Source organism: uncultured Limnohabitans sp. (assembly GCF_937889215.1).
In the GTDB taxonomy this organism is placed as follows: domain Bacteria; phylum Pseudomonadota; class Gammaproteobacteria; order Burkholderiales; family Burkholderiaceae_C; genus Limnohabitans_A.
The window spans coordinates 1-7585 of the sequence record NZ_CALBEX010000485.1 but is presented as its reverse complement, the minus strand read 5'-3'; the positions used below and the strand labels follow the sequence as shown (position 1 = coordinate 7585).

Genomic DNA, 7585 nt, shown 5'->3' with positions numbered 1-7585 from the left:
CCCGTTAGAAAAGCCTACTTGCTACGCGTCCACCAAGAGCACGAAAGCATTTTCAGCGCCATCCTCAACCAAGATGTCGACGCTGCACGCGCCGCCGCCAGAACCCACCTGTCCAACAGCCGCGAGCGCCTGCGCTTGGGTGAAATCAATACCCAGTAAATCGGAAATACGCAGCGAATCAGGGTAAACCCAAGCCTTAGAAGAGCGGGCAAGTTGTATGATGTCATTCAACAGTCTTATTTTTTAACGACACATGGCCAACACCCTGCACACGCCCACCGTCACCCGCATGCAAGTCATCCCCGTGGCGGGCCACGACGGCATGCTGCTCAACCTGAGTGGTGCACATGGGCCGTTTTTCACGCGCAACATCGTCATCCTGACCGATTCAGCAGGCCGGACCGGCTTGGGCGAGGTGCCCGGTGGCGAAAAAATTCGCCAGACCTTGGAAGACGCACGCCCCCTGATCGAAGGCCAGCCGGTGGGCGACTACAACCGGTTGCTCAATGCCATGCGCCATCAATTTGCCGACCGCGACAGCGGGGGCCGTGGCAACCAGACATTTGACTTGCGCATCACCATCCATGCCGTCACCGCCGTCGAAAGCGCCCTGCTGGACTTGCTGGGCCAACACCTGAATGTGCCCGTTTGCGCATTGCTCGGCCAAGGCCAGCAGCGCACACGGGTTCAAATGCTGGGCTATTTATTTTATGTAGGCGACCGCCACCAGACCGACCTGGCCTACCGCAGCGAACCCGATCAGCCCGACGACTGGCTGCGCTTGCGCCACGAAAAAGCCCTGACCCCTGAGGCGGTGGTGCGGCTGGCCGAGGCCGCTCAGGCACGCTACGGTTTTCAGGACTTCAAGCTCAAAGGTGGCGTGCTGCGCGGGGAAGAAGAAGTCGAAGCCATTGTGGCCTTGCATGAACGCTTTCCACAAGCGCGCATCACATTGGACCCCAATGGTGGCTGGCTACTGAAAGACGCCATACGTTTGCTGCGCGACCACCGCGACACCATGGCGTACGCCGAAGACCCCTGCGGCGCAGAAGGCGTGTTCTCCGGCCGCGAAATCATGGCCGAGTTCCGACGGGCCACTGGCTTGCTCACGGCCACCAACATGGTCGCCACCGACTGGCGCGAGATGGCCCACAGCATCCAGCTGCAGTCGGTCGACATTCCGCTGGCCGATCCGCATTTCTGGACGCTGCAAGGCTCGGTGCGCGTGGCCCAGTTGTGCCAGATGCACGACCTGACTTGGGGCTCACACTCCAACAACCACTTTGACATTTCGCTGGCCATGTTCACGCACTGTGCGGCAGCGGCACCCGGCAAAGTCACGGCAATCGATACCCACTGGATCTGGCAAGACGGGCAGTTCCTGACACAAGCCCCTTTGCAAATTCAGGATGGTTACGTGGACGTACCGGCCAAACCGGGACTCGGCATTGACGCAGACATGGACGCCATCGCGCGTGCACACCAACTGTATCTTCAGCACGGCCTGGGCTCGCGCGACGATGCCATGGCCATGCAGTATCTGATTCCAGGCTGGACATTCAACCCCAAAATGCCCGCCCTGGTGCGATAAAAGCCAACTTGCACGAAACGTTAACCACACACCCCCATCGGATTTGGAGAAACACATGAAATTAGGATTCATTGGCCTGGGCATCATGGGTCAACCCATGGTGGGTCATTTGCTGGCTGCAGGCCACGAACTCTTCGTGCACTCGCGCAGCGGCACACCCCAAGGGCTGACTGCACAAGGGGCCAAAGCTTGCAACTCACCCACCGATGTGGCCCAGCATGCCGACATCATTTTCCTGATGGTGCCCGACACACCGCATGTGCAAGACGTGTTGTTTGGCGCCCAAGGCGTGGCCCAGGGCCTGAGTCCGGGCAAGACCATCGTGGACATGAGTTCCATTTCGCCCATTGCCACCAAAGCCTTCGCCGCCAAGATCAACGAGCTCGGTTGCGATTACCTGGACGCCCCCGTTTCCGGTGGCGAAGTGGGTGCCAAAGCGGCCAGCCTCACCATCATGGTGGGCGGCAGCGAAGCCACATTCAACAAAGTCCACCCTTTGTTTGCCCTGATGGGCAAAAACATCACCCTGATCGGTGACAACGGCAGCGGCCAAACCTGCAAAGTGGCCAACCAGATCGTCGTGGCGCTCAACATCGAGGCCGTGGGCGAAGCCCTGCTGTTTGCGGCCAAGGCCGGAGCCGACCCTGCCAAAGTGCGCCAGGCCCTGATGGGAGGCCTCGCCACCAGCCGCATTTTGGAACTGCATGGCGAGCGCATGATCAAGCGCACATTCAACCCAGGTTTCCGCATTGAGCTGCACCAGAAAGACCTGAACCTGGCGCTCGAGGGTGCCAAAGCCATGGGCCTGAGCCTGCCCAACACGGCCAATGCCCAACAACTGATGAACAGCTGCGTGGCCCACGGCGGCGGTGCTTGGGACCATTCCGGCCTGGTGCGCGCACTCGAAATCGCCGCCAATTTCCAGATCAGCCCCACCCCCACGCCCTCCCCTTAAGGAATCACGCCATGGACATGCCCATCAACCATTTCAAACACGCGATCCAGTCCGGCCAAAAGCAGATTGGCCTGTGGTCGCACCTGTGCAGCAACATCAGCACCGAGATCCTGGCGCACTGCGGCTTTGACTGGCTGCTGCTGGACATGGAGCACTCGCCCAACGACTTGCCCGAAATTTTGGCGCAGTTGCAAGCCATGAAAGGCAGCCCGACCACCGCCATCGTGCGTCCACCGTGGAACGACATGGTGACCTTCAAGCGCTTGCTCGACATCGGCGTGCAAAGCCTGCTGGTGCCTTACATCCAAACCGAGGAAGAAGCCCAATTGGCCGTGTCATACACGCGCTACCCGCCCCACGGCGTGCGAGGCTACGCGGGCGCACCGCGGGCCAGCCACTATGGCCGGGTCAAGGGCTATGCCCATCACAGCAGCGAAGAAATCTGCCTGCTGCTGCAGGTAGAAACCGTGGAAGGCCTGAAAAACATCGAAGCCATCGCCAACGTGGACGGCGTGGACGGCGTGTTCATCGGCCCCGGTGACTTGTCGGCCGCTTTAGGCCACTTGGGTAACCCCAAGCACCCGGATGTTCTGAAAGTCATTGACGAGTCCATTGCCCGCATCCGCGCTTGCGGCAAAGCCGCCGGCATCCTCACAGGCGACGAGGCCCTGGCCAAACACTATGTTGAGCAAGGCTGTCTGTTTGTGGCCGTGGGCGCTGACCAAAACGTGTTGCGCGACAGCGCCACCGCACTGGCGGGTCGTTTCAAATCCTGAATTTCAAAAAACATATGCTCAAAACACCGGCCTCCCCCATTCGTTTTCCGCGCCTGCTCCTCACGGGTGCGGGCGGCAACCTGGGCAAAGAGCTCCGCCCTCGCCTGAAAGCCTATTGCGATGTGCTGCGCGTGAGCCACAGGCGTGAACTCGACCCAGCCGGTACGGGCGAAGAGGTGCAACTCGCATCGCTCGAAGACAAAGACCAAATGATGGCCTTGCTCCAAGGCGTGAACGCGGTGGTGCACATGGGCGGGGTGTCCACCGAACAGCCCTGGGAGCCCATCTTGGCGGGCAACATTGTGGGCATGGTCAACCTGTATGAGGCCGCCCGCCTGCAAGGGGTCAAGCGCATCGTGTTTGCCAGCTCCAACCACGTCACCGGCTTTTACCGCCAAGACGAGGTGGTGAACACCCGCATGCCGCCCAAGCCCGATGGTTTTTATGGCCTGTCCAAAGCCTTTGGCGAAGACCTGGCCCAACTGTATTGGGACCGCTGGGGCATCGAGACGGTGAGCCTGCGCATTGGCTCTTCTTATGCAGAACCGAAAGACCGTCGCATGCTGGCCACTTGGTTGAGTTTTGACGACTTGGAGCGCTTGGTCGTGTCGGCACTGACAGCCCCGATCGTGGGCCACGCCATCATTTACGGCATGTCAGACAACCAAACCACCTGGTGGGACAACACCCACGCCAAGCACATCGGCTACCGGCCTCTGGACTCCTCAGACGTCTTTCGCACCGCTGTCGAGGCGCGCCAGCAGACCATCGATGCGCAAGACCCGGCAGCGATTTACCAAGGCGGCGCCTTCGTCAAAGCCTCCCCACACGGTTAACAACGCAACCGAACGCCCCTGCGTTGGGGTGTCCCCAAGGACCGCCCACAATAAATTTCAAACAGGCTGTCTCAAGTTTCACAGCCCGAAGCCTGCCGGGCGGCTAGGATGCGCGTTGTATTAAAAACTGACATCCCTTCGGAGACTGCCCCATGCCCGTGATCACCAACATCGAAGACCTGCGCGTTCTGGCTGAAAAGCGCGTGCCGCGCATGTTCTACGACTACGCCGACAGCGGCTCGTGGACCGAGGGCACCTACCGCGCCAACGAGACGGACTTCCACAAAATCAAGCTGCGCCAGCGCGTAGCGGTGAACATGGAAAACCGCACCACCGCCACACAAATGGTGGGCATCGACACCAAAATGCCCGTTTGTATTGCCCCGGTGGGCCTCACGGGCATGCAGCACGCCGACGGCGAAATGCACGCCGCCATGGCGGCCAAGAAATTCGGCATCCCCTTCACGTTGTCGACCATGAGCATCTGCTCCATCGAAGACATCGCGGCCCACACGCAAGCACCGTTTTGGTTTCAGCTTTACATGATGCGCGACCGCGAGGCCATGGCCCGCATGATCGACCGCTGCAAAGCCGCCAACGTGAGCGCCATGGTGCTCACACTCGACTTGCAGGTGATCGGCCAGCGCCACAAAGACCTGAAAAACGGCCTCACCGCCCCACCCCGCCCGACTATTGCCAACATCATCAACCTGATGACCAAGCCGCGTTGGTGCTTAGGCATGGCCGGCACCAAACGCCACACCTTTGGCAACCTGGTGGGCCACGTCAAAGCCGTGACCAACATGAAGTCGCTGGCCTCGTGGACCAACGAACAGTTTGACCCGACCCTCAACTGGGAAGACATCGCCTGGGTCAAAAAGCAATGGGGCGGCAAGCTGATCTTGAAGGGCATCATGGACGTGGAAGACGCCAAGCTGGCCGTGGCCAGTGGTGCCGACGCGATTGTGGTGAGCAACCACGGCGGCCGCCAGCTTGACGGCGCACAAAGCAGCATCGAAGCCCTGCCCGCCATCGTCGCTGCCGTGGGCGACCAAATCGAAGTCTGGATGGACGGCGGCATTCGCAGTGGCCAAGACGTTTTGAAAGCCTGGGCCTTGGGTGCCAAAGGCGTGATGATTGGCCGCGCCATGGTCTACGGCCTGGGCGCCATGGGCGAAGAAGGCGTGACCAAAGCCCTGCAAATCATCCACAAAGAGCTGGATGTGACCATGGCCTTTTGCGGCCACACCAACATCCAGAACGTAGACGCCAACATCCTGCTGCCGGGCACATTCCCGACTGCATAAAAAGCAGCGCTCAGGCCTGTGGGTGCGCGCAACAGGCCTCGGGCGCACGCTATGCTTCTGGGGTGACCCAACCCACCCCCGCCACCCCACTGCTCAGGCGCATTGCCCACCTCGACATGGACGCGTTTTACGCGTCTTGTGAGCTGCTGCGCTACCCGCAGCTCAAGGGCATGCCCGTGGTCATTGGCGGCGGCAGGCGCAAAGAAGACGACCTGCTGGGCAAGCTGCAAGCGGCCTACCCCGAAGGCGAGTGGACCGAAGACACCTTTGCCGAACGGCTGGACCGCATTCCGGTGGACTTCTTCCCGCGCTTGAATGGCTACACCGGGCGCGGCGTCATCACCACCGCCACCTATGCGGCCCGGCAGTTTGGCGTGGGCTCGGCCATGGGCCTGATGAAAGCTGCCAAGCTTTGCCCGCAGGCCATCATGCTGCCGGTAGATTTTGAGCGTTACCGCTACTTCTCGCGCACCTTCAAAAGCATCATCCTCGACATTGCGCCCGTCATGCAGGACCGAGGAGTGGACGAGGTCTACATCGACTTCACCGACGTACCAGGCGGCCAGCGCGAAGGCGGGCGCGTGTTGGCGCGCTTGATTCAGAAAAGCATTTTTGAGGCCACGGGCCTGACCTGCTCGATTGGCGTGGCGCCCAACAAACTGATCGCCAAGATGGCCAGCGAGTTCAACAAGCCCAACGGCATCTCCATTGTTCATGAGGCCGACCTGCAAACCCTGATCTGGCCGCTGGCCTGCCGCAAGATCAACGGCGTCGGCCCCAAGGCCGATGAAAAGCTCAAGGGCTTTGGCATACACACCATTGGCGAGCTGGCGGCCAGCGAGCCGCAGTGGCTGGTGGAAAACTTTGGCAAAAGCTACGGCGCTTGGCTGCACGAAGCCGCCTGGGGCCGCGACGACCGCCCGCTGGAAACCGAGAGCGAGCCCGTCAGCATGAGCCGCGAAACCACCTTTGAGCGCGACCTGCACGCCGTGCGCGACCGAGCCGAACTGGGTGCTGTCTTCACCCGCCTGTGCGAGCAAGTGGCGGCCGACTTGCAGCGCAAAGGCTACGAAGGCAAGACCATCGGCATCAAGCTGCGGTATGACAACTTTCAGGCCGTGACGCGTGACCAGACCCTGACCGAATACACCGCCGAGGCCAAACACATCCGCCAAGTGGCGGGGCAATGCCTCAAGCGGGTGGACCTGTCACGCCGCATACGGCTGCTGGGGGTGCGGGTGGGCTCGCTGGTCAAAGCGGGGGCAAGAGCCACCCTCGACAACCACCCCATGGCCGCAGAAGAGACAGAGCACGGACCTCAAACGCTGCTGTTCACTGACGACTGAGCGTCAAAGCACACCTCAGTGGCTGTGCAGTTTCTCTTGCAGCCACACCTTGATGAGTGACTGGTAGGGCACATCGCGGGCATTGGCCGCCACCTTGATGCTGTCAAGCAAATGCTGGGGCAATCGAAGCGAAATCGTCTTGGTGGTGGGTTTCAAGTTGGGCAACTTGACCTTTTTCGCTTTTGTCCAGTCCACATGCACCGTGGAGTCGTGCCCGTTTGGTTCAGATTCCCAATAGGCGCGCTCCTGTGCCTCTGTTTTGAATTTAGGAATCGGTTCTTTAGCTGTCTGCTTGCTCATAAACACTGCGCTCCTTTCTGTGCATGTCCCGCGCTGAAATCACGCGAATCAATTCGCCCGATCGTCGCAAAGTGAAGGTGATGTGCAATCGTCGCCCTTCATCCGTTGCACCCAGCGCATGAAGCCGCGCCTCACTTTGGCTGTGCGCAACGTCGTCCAATAAAAGCAAGGGCGAATTAAAGAAAACCTGCTCGGCCTCCGCCATGGAGACCCCATGTTTTTCATTCTTCCGCTCATTGCCCGCATCCCATTCAAAGCCGACGATGGTTGAAAGATCAATCATGTTTTGTATATTACTATCATTTACAAGAATTAGCCATCCAAGTCGAATTAGGTCAAAACCGGGACACACCAACTCCAAACAAACGGCTACATTTTCTTGAATAGGAGCGCTCCATGAACATATTGAACTGTTTTTCCCTGACGACTGAAAATCACATCGCCCACCTGGTGCTCAACCGCCCCGAGGCGATG

General features: G+C 59.9%; 9 protein-coding genes. 7 read left to right on the top strand and 2 right to left on the bottom strand.

Annotated features, from left to right (window positions below; genetic code table 11):
- The 7 genes from Q0341_RS12245 to dinB all read left to right on the top strand — a co-directional run.
- The coding region (locus tag Q0341_RS12245; protein ID WP_299513731.1) for an FCD domain-containing protein at positions 1-159 on the top strand (159 nt) is incomplete at its 5' end.
- A 94-nt stretch (positions 160-253) separates the two neighbouring features.
- The gene (gene gudD, locus Q0341_RS12240) at positions 254-1591 is read left to right on the top strand and encodes a glucarate dehydratase (protein ID WP_299513727.1); all 1338 of its coding nucleotides are present in this window, start codon (positions 254-256) and stop codon (positions 1589-1591) included.
- A 55-nt stretch (positions 1592-1646) separates the two neighbouring features.
- The gene (locus tag Q0341_RS12235) at positions 1647-2546 is read left to right on the top strand and encodes a 2-hydroxy-3-oxopropionate reductase (RefSeq protein WP_299513725.1); all 900 of its coding nucleotides are present in this window, start codon (positions 1647-1649) and stop codon (positions 2544-2546) included.
- Between the two features lie 11 nt (positions 2547-2557).
- Positions 2558-3322: an HpcH/HpaI aldolase/citrate lyase family protein gene (locus tag Q0341_RS12230; protein ID WP_299513723.1), complete on the top strand. Its 765-nt coding sequence runs from the start codon at positions 2558-2560 to the stop codon at positions 3320-3322.
- Between the two features lie 14 nt (positions 3323-3336).
- Entirely contained in the window at positions 3337-4158 is an 822-nt protein-coding gene (locus Q0341_RS12225; protein WP_299513721.1) for an NAD(P)-dependent oxidoreductase, read from the top strand.
- Between the two features lie 152 nt (positions 4159-4310).
- Positions 4311-5465 carry an alpha-hydroxy acid oxidase gene (locus tag Q0341_RS12220; protein WP_299513718.1) on the top strand — a complete coding sequence of 385 codons (1155 nt, stop codon included), beginning with the start codon at positions 4311-4313 and terminating at the stop codon, positions 5463-5465.
- Positions 5466-5581: 116 nt separating this feature from the next.
- Positions 5582-6811: a DNA polymerase IV gene (gene dinB / locus Q0341_RS12215; protein ID WP_299513729.1), complete on the top strand. Its 1230-nt coding sequence runs from the start codon at positions 5582-5584 to the stop codon at positions 6809-6811.
- A gap of 15 nt (positions 6812-6826) precedes the next feature.
- On the opposite strand, the gene Q0341_RS12210 is transcribed toward dinB, so the two are convergent.
- Complete coding sequence (locus Q0341_RS12210) at positions 6827-7111, bottom strand: BrnA antitoxin family protein (RefSeq protein WP_299513716.1); 285 nt, start codon at positions 7109-7111, stop codon at positions 6827-6829.
- The gene (locus tag Q0341_RS12205; RefSeq protein WP_299513714.1) at positions 7092-7394 is read right to left on the bottom strand and encodes a BrnT family toxin; all 303 of its coding nucleotides are present in this window, start codon (positions 7392-7394) and stop codon (positions 7092-7094) included. The genes Q0341_RS12210 and Q0341_RS12205 overlap by 20 nt, the downstream gene beginning before the upstream one ends.
- Positions 7395-7585 lie beyond the last annotated feature (191 nt).

Excerpts from the sequence above, each read along its gene's own strand:
- gudD (WP_299513727.1), top strand. The coding sequence starts at position 254 with ATGGCCAACACCCTGCACACGCCCACCGTCACCCGCATGCAAGTCATC.
- Q0341_RS12235 (WP_299513725.1), top strand. The coding sequence starts at position 1,647 with ATGAAATTAGGATTCATTGGCCTGGGCATCATGGGTCAACCCATGGTG.
- Q0341_RS12230 (WP_299513723.1), top strand. The coding sequence starts at position 2,558 with ATGGACATGCCCATCAACCATTTCAAACACGCGATCCAGTCCGGCCAA.
- Q0341_RS12225 (WP_299513721.1), top strand. The coding sequence starts at position 3,337 with ATGCTCAAAACACCGGCCTCCCCCATTCGTTTTCCGCGCCTGCTCCTC.
- Q0341_RS12220 (WP_299513718.1), top strand. The coding sequence starts at position 4,311 with ATGCCCGTGATCACCAACATCGAAGACCTGCGCGTTCTGGCTGAAAAG.
- dinB (WP_299513729.1), top strand. The coding sequence starts at position 5,582 with ATGGACGCGTTTTACGCGTCTTGTGAGCTGCTGCGCTACCCGCAGCTC.
- Q0341_RS12210 (WP_299513716.1), bottom strand. The coding sequence starts at position 7,111 with ATGAGCAAGCAGACAGCTAAAGAACCGATTCCTAAATTCAAAACAGAG.
- Q0341_RS12205 (WP_299513714.1), bottom strand. The coding sequence starts at position 7,394 with ATGATTGATCTTTCAACCATCGTCGGCTTTGAATGGGATGCGGGCAAT.